This window comes from Streptomyces sp. NPDC048436, assembly GCF_043200355.1.
Classification (GTDB): domain Bacteria; phylum Actinomycetota; class Actinomycetes; order Streptomycetales; family Streptomycetaceae; genus Streptomyces.
Genome location: NZ_JBICXP010000006.1, coordinates 262,986 through 277,403, shown reverse-complemented (window position 1 = coordinate 277,403; position 14,418 = coordinate 262,986). Strand labels below are relative to the sequence as shown.

The following is a 14,418-nucleotide window of genomic DNA, read 5'->3' as shown; positions in this document are numbered from 1 at the left end:
TCAACAGCCGTGCGGCTCGGGGCAGTTGCTGCCGAGAGTCACGCCCTTCCCCCCACCCGGCCGCCGCGCCGCCGAGCACCCGCCCACCGCCGAGGCGGCCACATGACGCATGATCGTGGTAGGCGAGATACGTATCCCCAGAGAGGACCTCCCCATGGAAGACCGCTTCGACGTCGTCGTGCTCGGAGCAGGACCCGGCGGCTATGTGGCCGCCATCCGCGCCGCCCAGCTGGGCAAGCGGGTAGCGGTCGTCGAGGAGAAGTACTGGGGAGGTGTCTGCCTCAACGTCGGCTGTATCCCGACGAAGGCGCTGCTGCGCAACGCGGAGCTGGCCCATCTGTTCACGCACGAGCAGAAGACGTACGGAATCAAGGTCGACGGGAACGTGTCCTTCGACTACGGCGAGGCGTTCAACCGCAGCCGCACGGTCGCGGACGGCCGCGTCAAGGGCGTCCACTTCCTGATGAAGAAGAACAAGATCACCGAGTTCGACGGCCGGGGCACCTTCCTCGACGCGAACACGCTCCAGGTCGCCAAGTCGGACGGCACCACGGACACGATCACGTTCGAGAACTGCATCATCGCGACGGGCGCCACGCCGAAGCTGCTGCCCGGCACGGCGCTGTCCGAGCGCGTGGTGACGTACGAGGAGCAGATCCTCGCCGACAGCGTGCCCGAGTCGATCGTGATCGCGGGCGCGGGCGCCATCGGCATCGAGTTCGCCTACGTCCTGCACAACTACGGCGTGAAGGTCACCATCGTCGAGTTCCTCGACCGCATCGCGCCGCTTGAGGACGCGGACGTCTCCACGGAGCTGGCCAAGCAGTACCGCAAGCTCGGCATCGACGTGAAGACCTCGACCCGCGTCGAGTCGATCGACGAGTCCGGACCCAAGGTGAAGGTCACGGTGACGGGCAAGGACGGCGCGCAGCAGGTCCTCGAGGCGGACAAGGTCTTGCAGGCCATCGGCTTCGCGCCGAACGTCACCGGCTACGGCCTGGAGGCCACGGGCGTCGCGCTGACCGAGCGGGGCGCCATCGACATCGACGGGCGCGGGCGTACGAACGTGCCGCACATCTACGCCATCGGTGACGTCACCGCGAAGCTGATGCTCGCGCACACCGCCGAGTCCATGGGCATCGTGGCCGCCGAGACCCTCTCCGGCGCCGAGACGATGGAACTCGACTACCCGATGATCCCGCGGGCCACCTACTCCCAGCCGCAGATCGCCAGCTTCGGCTGGACGGAGTCGCAGGCGAAGGAGAAGGGCTTCGACGTCAAGGTCGCCAAGTTCCCGTTCATGGCGAACGGCAAGGCGCACGGCCTCGGGGACACCGTCGGCTTCGTCAAGATCATCAGCGATGCGCGGTACGGCGAGATCATCGGCGCCCATCTGATCGGCCCGGACGTCACCGAGCTGCTTCCCGAGCTGACACTGGCCCAGCAGTGGGACCTGACCGTGCACGAGGTCGCGCGTAACGTGCACGCGCACCCGACGCTCGGCGAGGCGGTCAAGGAAGCGGTGCACGGCCTGGCCGGGCACATGATCAACTTCTGACGGCCTGCTTCTGACGGCCCGCGGCACCCGGCCCCCTCCACCCCACCGGCGGAGGGGGCCTCGCCGTCCCCCGAGTGGCAAAGGCGGCTACTGTCCCTGCCCGAAAGCCGCGGCGAGCGCCTGGGCGTCGGCGTACGAAGGCAGGCCGTCCGGCACGGCTCCGTCCCGCGTGAGCGAGCGCGCCGTTTCGACGGCCGCGTGCAGGGCCGCCCGGAAGAGGAGCGAGCCGCTGCTCACCCGGCGCACGCCCATTTCCGCGAGGCGCCGGTAGGTCAAGTGGCCGGGCGCGAAGAGGATGTTGAGCGGCACGTCGAGCGTGCCGACCAGCGCGGAGATGACGTGCTCGTCCTGGAGGCCGGGCACGAACAGGCCGTCGGCGCCCGCGTGTTGGTAGGCGGCGGCACGGCGTGCGGTCTCGTCTGCCGCGTCGTCGGCACGCAGCCAGTAGGTGTCCGTGCGCGCGTTGACGAACAGCTCCGGGGCCGCCTCCTTGACGGCGCGGATCAGCGCGCACTGCGGCGCCGTCCCGGTCAGCGTCCCGTCCGGGCGTCCGTCCTCGATGTTCACGCCCACGACGCCCGCCCCGACGAGCTCCGCCGCGAGCCCGGCGACCTCCTGGGGGCGCTCGCTGAAGCCGCCCTCGATGTCGACGGTGATCAGCGCGGGCAGCCGGGCCAGGCCGCGGGCCAGGCGCAGCGTCTCCTCCCGTGTGCCGCCCGTGGCGTCCTCCTTCCCGGCTGCGGACGCCACCCCGAGGCTGGTGGTGCCGATGGCCGGGAACCCGCCGTGGGCGAGCGCGGCGGCCGAGGCGTGGTCCCAGGCGTTGGGGAGCAGCAGGGGTTCGCCGGTGCGGTGCAGGGCGCGGAACGCCTCTGCCCGGCTCCGGAAATCCGCGGCTCGGGAGTGGGTGGCCTCGGCTCGCTGTGCGTACGTCATTCCCGGACCGTAGCCCCGCGTCGGTTCGGCGCCCGCCGAAACGTCGGGGAGCCGTGGAGGAAGGCGGGGGGTCGTGGAGGCCTGCTCCGACATCGCGGAAAAAATCATCCGGCGTAGTGTCGAGAACGGGTCGTCCGCTCCGACGTCCCCTGTGAGAGTTGCCCACAAGGGGCAGCCACCGCACAGCGGAGGAGCGGCATCATGAAGTATCTGGTGATGGTTCAGGGCACGCAGGCGGACTACGAGGCGCAGAGCGGCAAGGCGAACGCCACAAGCCCGGCGTGGAGCGAGAAGGACCTGCAGGCGATGTTCGCCTTCATGGGCGCGCTCAACGACGATCTGGCGGAGTCCGGCGAGATGGTCGACGGACAGGGCCTGTCGGAGCCCGCGCAGACCCGTCTGGTCGACGTGGACAAGGAAGGCCGCCCCGTCATCACGGACGGCCCCTACGGCGAGACCAAGGAAGTACTCGCCGGGTACTGGGTTCTCGACTGCGAGAGCCTCGACCGGGTCACGGAGATCGCCAATCGGATCCAGACGTGCCCGGTTCCCGACGGCGCGCCTCTCTACCCCGTGGTGATCCGCCCCATCATGGGCGGCCCCGACCAGGCGTGCTGAACGGCTCAGCCGTGGCCGATGACCTGCTGCGCCTGCACGCGCCGCAGGTCCTCGGCGCGCTCGTACGCCGGTACGGGCACTTCTGCGAGGCCGAGGACGCCGTGCAGGAGGCGCTGCTCGCCGCCGCGCGGCAGTGGCCCGAGCAGGGTGTGCCGGACAATCCGCGCGGCTGGCTGATCAGGGTCGCGGCGCGGCGGCTCACAGATCAGCTGCGCAGTGACGAGGCCCGGCGCAGGCGCGAGGAGGAGGCCGCCCAGCTGTCCCCGCGGGACGCCCTCACCGCGCCGGCGCCGGGCGAGAACCGCGCGCCGTCCGAGGACGACACCCTGACGCTGCTCTTCCTGTGCTGCCATCCCGGGCTGAGCCCGGCCGCGCAGATCGCGCTGACGCTGCGCGCCGTCGGGGGTCTGACCACGGCGGAGATCGCCCGCGCCCATCTGGTGCCGGAGGCGACGATGGCGCAGCGGATCAGCCGGGCGAAGGCGAAGGTCAAGGGGGTGCCGTTCCGGCAGCCGGGGCCGAGGGACCGCGACCAGCGGCTCGCGGTGGTGCTTCAGGTGCTCTACCTCATCTTCAACGAGGGCTACACGGCGACCTCCGGCAGCGCCCTGCACCGCGCGGACCTGGCGCGCGAGGCGATCAGGCTCACCCGGTCCGTGCGCGGGCTGCTGCCGGAGGAGGGCGCGGTGACCGGACTTCTGGCGCTCATGCTGCTCACCGAGGCGCGCAGCTCGGCGCGTACGGGACCGCACGGGGAGCTCATCCCGCTCGACGAGCAGGACCGCTCCCTGTGGGACCGGCGCGCGATCGAGGAGGGGGCCGCGCTCGTGGAGCAGGCCCTGGCCCAAGGTCCCGCGGGCGCCTACCAGTTGCAGTCCGCGATCGCCGCGCTGCACGACGAGGCGGCGCGGGCCGACGACACGGACTGGCCGCAGATCCTCGCCCTGTACGACATCCTCGTACGCCGTACGCCCGATCCCATGGCCCGGCTCAGCCGTGCCGTGGCCGTCGCCATGGTGCACGGGCCGCGGGCCGGGCTCGCCGAAGCCGACGCGCTCGAGGGCGAGTTGGCGGGCCACCACCGGCTCGATGCCGTGCGCGCCCATCTCCTGGAGCGGGCGGGTGACCTCGAAGCGGCCCGTGTTGCTTACGGGTTGGCGGCCGGGCGTACGCTGAGTATTCCCGAGGCGCGCTATCTGCGGATGCGCGCGGCCCGCCTGCTGTCGACGTGAAATGCGGAGGACGAGATGATCGGCGTCCCGGCCGGCCAGGTGACCCTGTCGGACCGGCGCACGCGACGCAGCTGGCCGGTCGAGGTCGCGGCCTATGAGCTGGCGGCCTTCCCCGTCACCCAGGAGACGTACGAAGAGGTCATCGGCGAGCGGCCGAGCGCGGTGCACGGCGACCTGCTGCCCGTCGAAGGTGTCTCATGGCGGGACGCTGTGCGGTTCTGCAACGCCCTGTCCCTGCGTGAGGGGCGCTCGCCCGCCTATCACCTGGACGCCGAGAGCGCCGAGTGGGACGCGTCCGCCGACGGTTACCGGCTGCCGACCGAGGCCGAGTGGGAGCACGCGTGCCGTGCCGGTTCGGACGGCCCGCGGTACGGGGCGCTGGACGAGATCGCCTGGCACGGCGGCAACTCGGCCGAGCGGATCCACGACGTGGGCGGCAAGCGGCCCAACGCATGGGGTCTGCACGACATGCTGGGCAACGTCTGGGAGTGGTGCTGGGACCTCTACGACGCCGAGGCCTACGGCACCTACCGGGTGCTGCGCGGCGGCGGGTGGTTCGACGAGCACTGGAGCTGCCGGGCCTCGGTGCGCCGCCGCAGCCACCCGACCTTCCGGATCGACGACGTGGGCTTCCGCGTCGCGCGCTCCCTCGTGCGCTGAGACCCGGCACATCGGCGTCCGGTTAGGGATCGCGGTGGCGGTGCGTACACCTCATCGCACCCTCCGGTACGTAACGCAGCTCACAACGACAAGTGTCCGACCTGGGAACACCAGTCGATGGTTCACCGTTGAACAGTACGTAGGCCCCGATCGCGATTCCCCCGTCCGGTCGGGGCCTGCCTCCGTTTCGGGCGGCCCTACCCCTGATTCCGACCGTTCGTGTCCCCCGCGTTCCGTTTCACGCCTTCGAGCGCGAATATGCCAACCGCACCGCACGGCGCACCCCCGGACGGCATCATGCGTTCATGGACGGTGCCAAGCCTGTGCAGGTCTTGTTCACGCCCGACGAGTACGAAGCGGTCCTGCGGAACGCGGACCAGCTCGGCCTGGCGGTCGATGAGTTCATACGCCGGGCGGTGACCGTCGACGCCACGGATCTCCCCTGCCCCGCCACCGACGCCCGGCGCGGCTCCGGCACGCCGGCGGTCGTGCCCCCGATCCGCCGGAGCCTGGGCCCGGGCGGCGCACCCGCGCTCCAGCGGTTCCTCGACACCCTCGCGACCGCGGCGGAGCCCGGCTCCGAGGGCCGGGTTCCACCGCAGCCCACGGTCCGCAACTGTTCGGGGCAGTGAGGCCGAGGGCAGGCGGGCTCAGGCCAGGGAGATCTCCGGCGTATACAGATCGAGCCAGATCGCCAGGTCGAGCGTGCGCTCGAGGCCGCGCCGGGACGCCTGCGTGATCTGCGGTACGTCGCGCCGCGCCGCGCGCGTCACCCGGTCCCTGTCGACGAGGTCGAAGACCGGGTGGCCGGGCTTCGCGAGCAGGTCCTTGACGTGCTCCTGGAGGGCGACGGCGTACTTGGGGTCCTGCGTGGAGGGATAGGGGCTCTTCACCCGGTCGTACACGGATCGCGGCAGGACGTCCGCCGTCGCCTCGCGCAGCAGGCTCTTCTCCCTGCCGTCGAAGGACTTCAGGGACCAGGGCGCGTTGTAGACGTACTCGACGAGCCGGTGGTCGCAGAACGGCACGCGCACCTCAAGGCCGACCGCCATGCTCGCGCGGTCCTTGCGGTCGAGCAGGACGCGCACGAACCGGGTCAGATGCAGATGGCAGATCTTGCGCATCCGGAACTCGAAGTCGCTCTCGCCGTCGAGCCGTTGGATCCCGGCGACCGCCGTGTCGTAACTGCCCTGGATGTACGAGGGCAGGTCGAGGGCGGCGGTCAGGTCCGGGCGCAGGACGTCGGCGTCGTCACCGAAGTGCTCGGCGAACCGCACGAGCCAGGGGAAGGTGTCGGCGTTGCGGGCCTCTTCGTCGAAGAACTGGAGGTAGCCGCCGAAGACCTCGTCGGCCGACTCCCCCGAGAGTGCCACCGTCGAGTGTTCGCGGATGGCCTGGAAGAGCAGATACAGCGAGGCGTCCATGTCGCCGAAGCCCATGGGCAGATCGCGGGCACGGATCATCCTGGCCCGGACCTCGGGGTCGGCCAGGGCGTGCGAGTCGAGGACGATGTCGCGGTGGTCGGTGCCGGACGCCTTGGCGACGTCGTGCACGAAGGGCGTGTCCGGGGTGGAGCGCAGCGCGTCGGCGACGAAGTTCTCGCTCCGGCCGACGAAGTCGACGGCGAAGCTGCGTACGGTCTCGCCGACTTCGCCCAGTTGGCGCGCGGCGATCGCGGTCATCGTCGAGGAGTCGAGGCCACCGGAGAGCAGGGTGCAGCGCGGTACGTCCGAGACGAGCTGGCGGCGCACGATGTCGTCGAGGAGCGAGCGCACATGGGCGATGGACTCCTCGCGGCCGTCGGGGTGCGGCCGGGTCCCGAGCTCCCAGTAGACGTGGCGGCGCAGACCTCCCCGGTCGACGGTGACGACCGTGCCGGGCTCGACTTCCTTCATGCCGTCCCACACGGCGTGGCCGGGCGTCTTGACGAAGGTGAAGAGCTCGCGCAGACCGTCGGCCGTCACGCGGGCGCGGGCCAGCGGATTGGCGAGGATCGCCTTCGGCTCGGAGCCGAACAGGACGCCGTCGGGGGTCTCGTAGTAGTAGAAGGGCTTGATGCCCATCCGGTCGCGGATCATGACGAGCTTGTCGTCCCTGCCGTCCCACACCGCGAACGCGTACATGCCGTTGAGTCGCTCGGCGACGGCCTCGCCCCACTCCAGGTAGCCGTTCAGGACGACTTCGGTGTCGGACTCGGTGGTGAACTCGTGGCCGCGCCCGGTCAGTTCGCGGCGCAGTTCGGTGAAGTTGTAGGTCTCCCCCGAGTAGACGAGGGCGACGGGGCCGCGTGGTGTCCGCGCGGTCATGGGCTGGCGCCCGCCGGGCAGGTCGATGATGGCCAGCCTGCGGTGCCCGAGTGCGGCGGGTCCCTCGGTCCAGGTGCCGCGGTCGTCGGGGCCGCGGCAGGACATCGTTTCCGTCATCGCGTCCAAGGTGCCCGGCTCGGACCGCAGATCACGGTCGAAGGAGACCCAGCCAGTGATGCCACACATGCGCTACCTCCTGCGTCGCGCTGCCTGTGAGCTACCACCCGACGAACTAGGTGTAGCTAGCAGCTATGTGGCAAGGGTGTGTCCGCCGACTGCGTACGGTCAATGAGCCGGTAACACGGAACGACATGTTCCGGCCAACGGCAAAGACTTCCCCAAAGGGCCTCTCACCTGCGCCTACTTGTCTTCGCCGGCAGTCCGGGACGTGTCGCGCAACAGCGCCGCCGCCTCGCCGCGGGCCTGGCCGATCGCGTCGGGGAAGATGCGCAGGCCGTGCGCCACCAGGGCCCCCTCGTGCAGCAGCATGAGGACGCGGCCGAGCCTGGCCGCCCGCCGGGGTGCGATGTCGCGGGCGAGGCCGGTGAAGAGGGCGAGCATCCAGGCCTTCTGGCCCGTGATGACCCGATACGCGGGGTGCGCGGGGTCACTGATCTCGGCGTGCGCGTTGACCATGCTGCACCCCTTGCCGCTGTTCGCCTCCGCCCAGTCGCGCGAGGCGTCGAAGACGGCCAGGATCCGGGCGCGCGGGGTGGTCGCGGCCTCGACGTACGGGGCGAGGAAGGCCTGCCAGCGCTCGTCGCGCGCCGCCAGGTACTCGACGACGATCTGCTCCTTGGAGCCGAACCGGTCGTACAGCGTCTTCTTCGTGACACCGGCCTCGGCGGCGATCAGGTCCACGCCCACGGCGTGGATGCCCCGGTCATAGAACAGCACGCTCGCCGCGTCGAGGACTCGACGGGCGCCCGGCGTCATGACGACCCTGCGCGGTGCGCCTTCGGCGCCGGCGGCGTCCTTCACGATCTCGCTCAGCAGCTCGGTCATGGCTCCATGCTATACCGATCTGTATACTCAAGGCGAGTAGACAGATCGGTATACCTCAGTCGGAGGGGCGTCATGAACTTTCTGCTCTCGATCGCATTTGTACTGAGCTGGAGCTCAGGCTTCATCGGGGCCAAGCTGGGCGCGGGCAGCGCCTCCGCGGTGACGGTCCTGATGTGGCGGTTTCTGCCCCTGGCCCTCGTGCTCGCGGTCGTCGCCCTCACCGTGGCGCGAGCGTCCTGGCGCGGGCTCACCGCGCGTGACGTCCTGCGGCAGGCGGCGGTCGGGGCGCTGTCGCAGAGCGGCTATCTGCTCACCGTGTACTACGCAATCCAGCTCGGCGTCTCCAGCGGCACGACCGCCCTGATCGACGGCACCCAGCCGCTGGTGGCGGGCGCGCTCGCCGGGCCGCTGCTCGGCCAGTACGTCTCGCGCACCCAGTGGGTGGGCCTCGCGCTCGGCGTGGCCGGAGTCGTCATCGTGACGGCGGCGGATGCCTCGGGCGGCACGGACGCGCCCTGGTGGGCCTATCTGGTGCCGTTCCTCGGGATGTTCTCGCTGGTGGCGGCGACCTTCCTGGACCGCCGTTCGCCCCGCCCGGTAGCCCCGGCGGTGTCGATGACGGTCCACTGCGTGACCAGCGCCGTGGTCTTCACCGCCCTCGCGGCGGGCGCGGGCGCGGCGGCGCCGCCGATGGAGACCTCGTTCTGGGTGGCGATCAGCTGGCTCGTGACGCTCTCCACCTTCGGCGGGTACGGCCTGTACTGGCTGATCCTGCGGCGTTCCGGAGTCACCCAGGTCAACACGCTCATGTTCCTGATGGCACCGGTGACGGCCCTGTGGGGCGCCCTGATGTTCGGCGAACCCTTCGGCGTACAGACCGCCCTGGGGCTCGCGGTCGGACTCTCGGCGGTCGCGGTCGTGCACCGGGGCAAGCGCCCGGCGGCGCCGGTTATGCGCTCCCCGCGGAAGCCGTCCGAGGCCGCGGCGCTTCAGTCGGCCAGCCGGAAGTCGGCGTAGTCGAAGCCGGGCGCCACGACGCAGCTCACCAGGACCGCTTCGTCACCGGCGGGACGCGCCGCCTGCCACACGCCGCCGGGCACCAGGATCTGCGGGCGCTGGCCGTGCTCGACGCCAGGACCAAGACGCATGGGCGCCGCGCCCTCCTTCGGCAGCTCGCCGTCGCCGCCAAGACGCAGGTCCAGGGGGCCGCCGCGGTGCCACAGCCAGATCTCGTCGGAGCGCACCACGTGCCAGCGGGACTCCTCCCCCGGGCAGAGCAGGAAGTAGATGGCGGTGGCCGCCGCCCGCACGCCGGGGTAGCCCTTGGGCTCGAAGGAGTGCCCCGAGGCCCAGGTCTCGACGAACCAGCCGCCCTCCGGGTGCGGCTCCATGCCCAACTCGCCCGCCAGGGCCGGACGTTCGATCGCCTCGCTCATGCGTGCACTCCGGGTGTCGGTGCCGGGGGTCCGGCTGCCGTCGACGATACGCACATGGGGCAGCGCGTGCGCGGCAGAAGGCCGCCGTCACGGAGGCGTGAGGAACCGCTGGACGGTGGGCGCGTACCGCTCGGTGATCTCGGCGATCGGCGTGCCGCGCAGGTGCGGGCCGCGGGCGATGCCGTACATCACGCCCAGGCCGAGCAGCGTGCCCACCGCGAGTTCGGCGCGTACCCCCGCGTCCGGCCCTTCGAGGCGTTCGCGGAGGCGGTCCGCCACCTGCGTACGGAAGTTGGCGCGCAGGATGTCGCCCTGCTCGCGGTGGAGGGGGGCGAAGACGATGCGCAGGATGGGGTCGGCGCCGTGCTCGGCCTGGCCGGTCAGCAGATGGCGGACCATGTGGTGGCCGAGCTCGGCGAGGGGCGCGTCGAGGAGAGCCTCGGCATCGGCTTCGAAGGACATGACGCGGGCGAACAGCGCTTCCTTGTTGCCGAAGTACTTGAGGACCAACGGCGCGCTCACACCGGCCCGTTCGGCCACCGCCTTGAGCGTGATGTCCGCGTGCGCGTGCCGTGCGAGGAGGTAGCGGGCGGCTCGGATGATGGCGGCTTTCGTCGCCTCCGCGTCGCGCCGGGCGAGGGCGGGGGCGGTTGCCCCTGGTTGCGCTCCCGCGTCGGGGGGCGATGGGGTCATCAGCTCTTCCCTTTCAGGGGCGTCTCCTGCGCGGCGCCCCGGCTCCCGGTGGTCCGTCGCGGGCCGTCCGGGGAGGGATCCGAGGGTATGGCGAGGGCCGTGGCGCAGGCGACGAGTGCGATGGTTCCGGCCATGGCGAAGGCCAGCTGGTAGCCGGACAGGGTCGGCACCCGCACTCCGTCGAGCGCGGTGGTGTGGTGGACGAGCGCGGCGGCCACCGCCGCGCTGCACATGCTCTGACCGATGGTCCGCATCAGGACGTTCACGCCGTTCGCGGACGCGGTCTGGGTGAGGGGCACCGCCCGCAGGATGAGGGTGGGCAGCGCCGAGTACGCGAAGGTCGTGCCCGTCGACACCACGGCCGCCCCCAGGACGATCGTCCACAGATGGCGGCTGTCGACGATGCGCAGGACATAGCCGAGCGCGATGACGGCCGCCCCGACGGCAAGGGTCACGCGGGCGCCGTACGCCGTGGAGACACGGGCCGACACGGGTGAGAGCACCAGCATGATCACACCGTTGGGCAGCAGGCACAGACCCGTGGCCACGATCGAGAGGCCGAGTCCGTACCCGCTGGCGACGGGCGCCTGGAGCAGCTGGGCGGTGACCAGCGAGTTGGCGTAGAAGGCGAACCCGGCGAGCAGCGCCGCCACATGGGGCAGCGCCACACGCCGCCCGGAGGCCAGCCGCAGGTCCACCAGGGGCGCCTTTGCCCCGAGTTGCTGCCGCCACCACACGGCGAGGATCGCGAGGGCGGCGACGAACAGGCCGATCACAGGCGCGCTCCCCCACCCCCACTGTCCGCCCTGCGACACCGCCAGCAGCAGACAGACCAGACCGGCGGCGAGCCCCAGCGCACCCCATGTGTCGAAGCGGGCGGGTGAGCGGACCGGCGACTCGCGTACGGTCCACCAGGCGAGGGTGAATCCGATGGCGCCCAGCGCGCTCGTCGCCCAGAACATGGCGTGCCAGTCCGCGTACTGCACGATCAGCGCCGCCAGCGGCAGGCCGAGCGCGGCGCCGATCCCGACCGTCGAGCTCATCAGCGCCACCGCCGAACCGGTGCGCTCCGGCGGGAGTTCGTCCCGCAGGATGCTGATCGACAGGGGGACGACGGCGGCCGCGGCGCCCTGCAGCGCGCGGGCCGCGATCAGTATCCGGATGTCGGAGGTGAGCGCGCACAGGGTCGACCCCGCGGTCATCAGGCCGAGCGCGGCGAGCAGCACCCGTCGCTTGCCGTACATGTCGCCCGCCCGGCCCAGTACGGGCGTAAGGACGGCGCCGGCCAGGAGCGTCGCGGTGACCAGCCAGGACACCGCGCCCGGTGAACTCCCGGTCAGTCGCGGCAGGTCGGGCAGCAGCGGCACGACGACCGTCTGTGTCACCGCCATGAGAATGCCGCCGAAGGCCAGCACGGGAACGGTCAGGCGTGCGCATATGCCTGCGCTGTCTGCGGAAGATATCGGGACGAGCTTCATGATCGCTCCAGCGCGGGCACGGCGTACCGAGAAGTGAAATGGGGCGAAGTAGAGTGAATGAGAATTCACCATAGCGGGTGAATGGGCTTTCACCACCGCTGATTTCGGATACTGGATCCGGCCACATCCGTCTTGGACGGAACAACGCGGTATGGCCAACTGCCTTGCGGGCACTGGGCCGCACCCGCCGCCGACGGCATGAAGTCAGCCATAATGCCGACCATGAAGAGACTGCGAATGGGACTGGTCGGCACGGGCTCCTGGGCCTCGGCCACGCACGCTCCGGCGCTCGCCGCGCATCCGGACGTGGAGATCAGCGGAATCTGGGGCCGGCGCCCGGACGCCACGGCCGAGCTGGCGTCGGCGCACGCCACGACGGCGTACGCGGACGTGGACGCCTTGTTCGCCGCCAGTGACGCCGTGGCATTCGCCGTGCCGCCGGACGTGCAGGCGCCGCTGGCCACGCGGGCCGCGGCGGCGGGCTGCCATCTGCTCCTGGACAAACCGGTGGCGACGACGGCCGCCGCGGCGCGTGACCTCGCGGCGGCGGCCGAGGGGGCCGGGGTGGCGTCCGTCGTGTTCTTCACCCTGCGCTTCGCCGGGCCGACGTCGGCCTGGGTGGCCGAACAGGCGGCTACGGAGGGCTGGTTCGCGGGACGGGCCGACTGGTACGGCTCGTTCTACGCGGCGGACGGGACCAGCCCGTTCTCCTCGCCGTGGCGCGCGCGGCGGGGCGGCCTGTGGGACGTCGGCCCGCACGCCCTGTCCGTCCTGTTGCCGGTGCTCGGCGATGTCACGGGCGTGACGGCGGCGGCAGGCAAGGCGGATCTGGTCCACCTGATCCTGCGGCACGGCACAGGGGCGTCGAGCACGGCGGCGCTGAGCCTGAGCACACCGGCGAAGGCTTCGGGGGTGACGGTGGAGCTGCGCGGCGAGGCGGGAACGGTGCGGATGCCGACAGGTGGCGGGGCGCTCGACGCGTTCCACCGGGCGCTCGACGCGCTCGTCGAGTCGGCGCGCTCCGGCCGGCCACACGCCTGCGACGTGCGGTTCGGACTGCGCGTGACGGAGATCCTGGCCCTGGCCGAGGAGCAGCTCCCGGCCGGCTGAACCGCCCGCGGACAACCGCGGGCGGCCGGTACCGTGGCCGCTACGTAATGGCGAGTGACGGCACCGGCCGCAGCCAGTGGGCCCATGGACCGTTCCGGGAAGTTATGCGCCGTACGTACGTCCCGACTGCGACGTTTCCGACCACACGCATCGGAATACGAACAACCGATCCATACTCTTCCCGCAGCGGCCCAATAGGCCTAGGGGGTACCCAACACCGAGGAATTTCAGCCAATTTCAAGTTCCCCGGTCAAGATGCCCCACAGTTGTGTCCGCGTGCCCACCGACGGTCGAACTGGCAGGTCGGTGGTCCCGCGTGGTCCATGATGCCGCACCGACTGATCGTTTTTCTTCGGGCAATCTTTACTACCAAAGCTGGTGCGAATATTTAGACTGCTGATGCTCAACTCGGCGTGGACCAAGAGGGATTACCCACCATGAACAAGACGGCGCTCCGCGCACTGCTCCGCGAACGACGCGCCCTCATCGCCCCCGAATCGCACGGCTTCAGCCGCCCCACAGGCCAGGGGCGGCGGGCCCGCGGCCTCTCGCAGCACCAGGTCGACCAGCTCCTGCACCGCGCGATCGGGACGTATCACCGCCTGGAGTCCGGCAGTTACCCCAATCCGCCGACGTCGCTGCTGCGGGATGTGGCGCGGCTGTTCGGGCTGAACGAGCAGGAGTGGGTGTCGCTGTGCCGGTACGCGCTGTTGCAGGAGCCGCCGGGGCCGCTGCATCAGTCGTCCGGGAAGGAAGTTCCTGGGGTGTGGCAGGAGGCGGTCGACGGAATCCGGCACATGGCCTACGTCACCGATGCCTCGTGGGACATGCTGGCCTACAACGAGGCCCTCCCCGGCATGTTCCCCGACAGGAACGTCCCGAGCAACATCATGCGATGGATGGTCCTCGACCCCATGGGCCGCCGGAATCTGCTGGACTGGCATACGGCCTGGGCTCCCATGGTGCTGCCGCAGCTTCGCGCCGCGCTCGCGTCCCGGCCCCACGACAACACCTTGCGCCAGATCGAGAAGGAGGTCCTCGCCGATCCCGATGCCGCTGCTCTCTACGACGCCGGCAACTCGCACCCGCATCCCGACGGTGACGAACGCCCGCTGCTGCACTCGGAACTGGGACCGGGCTGGGTCACCATGTGCACCGCGCAGCCGCTGACCGCGCCCGGAGCCCGCCTGATGATCCTCGTGTTCCACGCCGGAACCCAGCGCGCCCACACACGTGCGCCCATGCTGCGCGCCGACTGACGCCCCTTCATGTGACAGGGCCCTCCCTGTGACACGGTCCTCCAAGTCACACGGCCCTCCTCTGTGGCGCGGGAAGACGACTTCGGCACCCGTCAAGTACGTTGTGCCGCACCCCCCGCATCCGTCC

Annotated in this window: 14 protein-coding genes; 8 read left to right on the top strand and 6 right to left on the bottom strand. The window is 70.8% G+C overall.

Annotated elements, in window-relative coordinates:
- Positions 1-154 precede the first annotated feature (154 nt).
- Positions 155-1,558, top strand: a complete 1,404-nt coding sequence (gene lpdA, locus ACGFX9_RS22665) for a dihydrolipoyl dehydrogenase (protein ID WP_393474754.1) — start codon at positions 155-157, stop codon at positions 1,556-1,558.
- Positions 1,559-1,645: 87 nt separating this feature from the next.
- Here the strand turns inward: lpdA and ACGFX9_RS22660 are convergent, their stop codons facing one another.
- Positions 1,646-2,494 (bottom strand): isocitrate lyase/phosphoenolpyruvate mutase family protein, encoded by an 849-nt coding sequence (locus ACGFX9_RS22660; RefSeq protein ID WP_393474751.1) that lies wholly within the window; start codon positions 2,492-2,494, stop codon positions 1,646-1,648.
- Positions 2,495-2,695: 201 nt separating this feature from the next.
- On the opposite strand from ACGFX9_RS22660, the gene ACGFX9_RS22655 reads away from it, so the two are divergent.
- The 4 genes from ACGFX9_RS22655 (at position 2,696) to ACGFX9_RS22640 (ending at position 5,636) form a co-directional block, all read left to right on the top strand.
- Positions 2,696-3,112, top strand: a complete 417-nt coding sequence (locus ACGFX9_RS22655; protein ID WP_393474749.1) for a YciI family protein — start codon at positions 2,696-2,698, stop codon at positions 3,110-3,112.
- 11 nt (positions 3,113-3,123) lie between these two features.
- Positions 3,124-4,344, top strand: a complete 1,221-nt coding sequence (locus tag ACGFX9_RS22650) for an RNA polymerase sigma factor (protein WP_393474746.1) — start codon at positions 3,124-3,126, stop codon at positions 4,342-4,344.
- A gap of 15 nt (positions 4,345-4,359) precedes the next feature.
- Positions 4,360-5,004 carry a formylglycine-generating enzyme family protein gene (locus tag ACGFX9_RS22645; RefSeq protein WP_393474743.1) on the top strand — a complete coding sequence of 215 codons (645 nt, stop codon included), beginning with the start codon at positions 4,360-4,362 and terminating at the stop codon, positions 5,002-5,004.
- 305 nt (positions 5,005-5,309) lie between these two features.
- Positions 5,310-5,636: a hypothetical protein gene (locus ACGFX9_RS22640; RefSeq protein ID WP_393474740.1), complete on the top strand. Its 327-nt coding sequence runs from the start codon at positions 5,310-5,312 to the stop codon at positions 5,634-5,636.
- A gap of 18 nt (positions 5,637-5,654) precedes the next feature.
- Here ACGFX9_RS22640 and asnB read toward each other — a convergent pair whose 3' ends face one another.
- Together asnB and ACGFX9_RS22630 are read right to left on the bottom strand one after the other, a co-directional pair.
- Positions 5,655-7,496, bottom strand: coding sequence for an asparagine synthase (glutamine-hydrolyzing) (asnB, locus tag ACGFX9_RS22635; protein ID WP_393474737.1), 1,842 nt, complete (start codon positions 7,494-7,496; stop codon positions 5,655-5,657).
- A gap of 174 nt (positions 7,497-7,670) precedes the next feature.
- Complete coding sequence (locus tag ACGFX9_RS22630) at positions 7,671-8,246, bottom strand: TetR/AcrR family transcriptional regulator (RefSeq protein WP_393475394.1); 576 nt, start codon at positions 8,244-8,246, stop codon at positions 7,671-7,673.
- Between the two features lie 141 nt (positions 8,247-8,387).
- Between ACGFX9_RS22630 and ACGFX9_RS22625 the strand changes: the two genes are divergently transcribed.
- Positions 8,388-9,332: a DMT family transporter gene (locus ACGFX9_RS22625; protein WP_393474734.1), complete on the top strand. Its 945-nt coding sequence runs from the start codon at positions 8,388-8,390 to the stop codon at positions 9,330-9,332.
- On the opposite strand, the gene ACGFX9_RS22620 is transcribed toward ACGFX9_RS22625, so the two are convergent.
- The 3 genes from ACGFX9_RS22620 to ACGFX9_RS22610 form a co-directional block, all read right to left on the bottom strand.
- Positions 9,305-9,751 (bottom strand): cupin domain-containing protein, encoded by a 447-nt coding sequence (locus ACGFX9_RS22620; RefSeq protein ID WP_393474731.1) that lies wholly within the window; start codon positions 9,749-9,751, stop codon positions 9,305-9,307. The genes ACGFX9_RS22625 and ACGFX9_RS22620 overlap by 28 nt on opposite strands.
- An 87-nt stretch (positions 9,752-9,838) precedes the next feature.
- Positions 9,839-10,444, bottom strand: a complete 606-nt coding sequence (locus ACGFX9_RS22615) for a TetR family transcriptional regulator (RefSeq protein WP_393474728.1) — start codon at positions 10,442-10,444, stop codon at positions 9,839-9,841.
- Positions 10,444-11,922 (bottom strand): MFS transporter, encoded by a 1,479-nt coding sequence (locus tag ACGFX9_RS22610; protein WP_393474725.1) that lies wholly within the window; start codon positions 11,920-11,922, stop codon positions 10,444-10,446. Before ACGFX9_RS22610 ends, ACGFX9_RS22615 begins: the two co-directional genes overlap by 1 nt.
- A 222-nt stretch (positions 11,923-12,144) precedes the next feature.
- On the opposite strand from ACGFX9_RS22610, the gene ACGFX9_RS22605 reads away from it, so the two are divergent.
- Both ACGFX9_RS22605 and ACGFX9_RS22600 read left to right on the top strand, forming a co-directional pair.
- Positions 12,145-13,032, top strand: coding sequence for a Gfo/Idh/MocA family protein (locus tag ACGFX9_RS22605; protein ID WP_393474722.1), 888 nt, complete (start codon positions 12,145-12,147; stop codon positions 13,030-13,032).
- Positions 13,033-13,469: 437 nt separating this feature from the next.
- Positions 13,470-14,291 carry a helix-turn-helix domain-containing protein gene (locus tag ACGFX9_RS22600; protein WP_393474719.1) on the top strand — a complete coding sequence of 274 codons (822 nt, stop codon included), beginning with the start codon at positions 13,470-13,472 and terminating at the stop codon, positions 14,289-14,291.
- The last annotated feature ends 127 nt before the right edge of the window (positions 14,292-14,418 follow it).

What these genes read in the sequence shown, in the direction of transcription:
- lpdA (WP_393474754.1), top strand. Translation starts at nt 155, where the DNA reads ATGGAAGACCGCTTCGACGTCGTCGTGCTCGGAGCAGGACCCGGCGGC.
- ACGFX9_RS22660 (WP_393474751.1), bottom strand. Translation starts at nt 2,494, where the DNA reads ATGACGTACGCACAGCGAGCCGAGGCCACCCACTCCCGAGCCGCGGAT.
- ACGFX9_RS22655 (WP_393474749.1), top strand. Translation starts at nt 2,696, where the DNA reads ATGAAGTATCTGGTGATGGTTCAGGGCACGCAGGCGGACTACGAGGCG.
- ACGFX9_RS22645 (WP_393474743.1), top strand. Translation starts at nt 4,360, where the DNA reads ATGATCGGCGTCCCGGCCGGCCAGGTGACCCTGTCGGACCGGCGCACG.
- ACGFX9_RS22640 (WP_393474740.1), top strand. Translation starts at nt 5,310, where the DNA reads ATGGACGGTGCCAAGCCTGTGCAGGTCTTGTTCACGCCCGACGAGTAC.
- asnB (WP_393474737.1), bottom strand. Translation starts at nt 7,496, where the DNA reads ATGTGTGGCATCACTGGCTGGGTCTCCTTCGACCGTGATCTGCGGTCC.
- ACGFX9_RS22630 (WP_393475394.1), bottom strand. Translation starts at nt 8,246, where the DNA reads ATGACGCCGGGCGCCCGTCGAGTCCTCGACGCGGCGAGCGTGCTGTTC.
- ACGFX9_RS22625 (WP_393474734.1), top strand. Translation starts at nt 8,388, where the DNA reads ATGAACTTTCTGCTCTCGATCGCATTTGTACTGAGCTGGAGCTCAGGC.
- ACGFX9_RS22620 (WP_393474731.1), bottom strand. Translation starts at nt 9,751, where the DNA reads ATGAGCGAGGCGATCGAACGTCCGGCCCTGGCGGGCGAGTTGGGCATG.
- ACGFX9_RS22615 (WP_393474728.1), bottom strand. Translation starts at nt 10,444, where the DNA reads ATGACCCCATCGCCCCCCGACGCGGGAGCGCAACCAGGGGCAACCGCC.
- ACGFX9_RS22610 (WP_393474725.1), bottom strand. Translation starts at nt 11,922, where the DNA reads ATGAAGCTCGTCCCGATATCTTCCGCAGACAGCGCAGGCATATGCGCA.
- ACGFX9_RS22605 (WP_393474722.1), top strand. Translation starts at nt 12,145, where the DNA reads ATGAAGAGACTGCGAATGGGACTGGTCGGCACGGGCTCCTGGGCCTCG.
- ACGFX9_RS22600 (WP_393474719.1), top strand. Translation starts at nt 13,470, where the DNA reads ATGAACAAGACGGCGCTCCGCGCACTGCTCCGCGAACGACGCGCCCTC.